The organism is Rhodopseudomonas sp. BR0G17, from assembly GCF_010907025.1.
GTDB classification, from domain to species: domain Bacteria; phylum Pseudomonadota; class Alphaproteobacteria; order Rhizobiales; family Xanthobacteraceae; genus Rhodopseudomonas; species Rhodopseudomonas palustris_H.
On the sequence record NZ_QUML01000190.1, the window covers coordinates 1 to 411 of the forward strand.

The window sequence follows — 411 nt, forward strand, 5'->3', positions numbered from 1 at the left end:
GGGTAGTGTCGACGGGCATACGCTACTCGCCGCGCCCGTCGGACTAATCCTGCTTGACAACCGCAGCCTGGCACCGGTCAATAACGTCAACGTTCAACTCTATCAGCGTAGTCATCAGTTCACCTTGAGCCAGCTTGGTCGCACCACAATCAGCGATGCGCAGGTCGTCTGGTACGATCCGTCGGTGGCGTCGATCATTATCAACTACGCTGGCAGCGGCGGCGACGTCACCGGCCCCTCGTTTATCCGCAACGCGGTGCAGGACATGCGCCAGGGTGGGGCATTCGATGCCGGCACTGAGGCGAACGGAGGCCTTTCGACACTGTATCTGCTCGGGCCGCAAGGGCTATTCCGGTCGCCGTCGTCGATGCCGGTCGAGGCGCCGGTCGGCGGCCCGGCGGTGAACCTGGG

The 411-nt window shown here is 63.5% G+C and carries 1 protein-coding gene; it reads left to right on the forward strand.

From position 1 onward, the window contains the following. Nucleotides 1-124 precede the first annotated feature (124 nt). Nucleotides 125-411, forward strand: a 287-nt coding sequence (locus DY467_RS25810; protein WP_164639884.1) for a hypothetical protein, incomplete at its 3' end; no start/stop codon positions are given.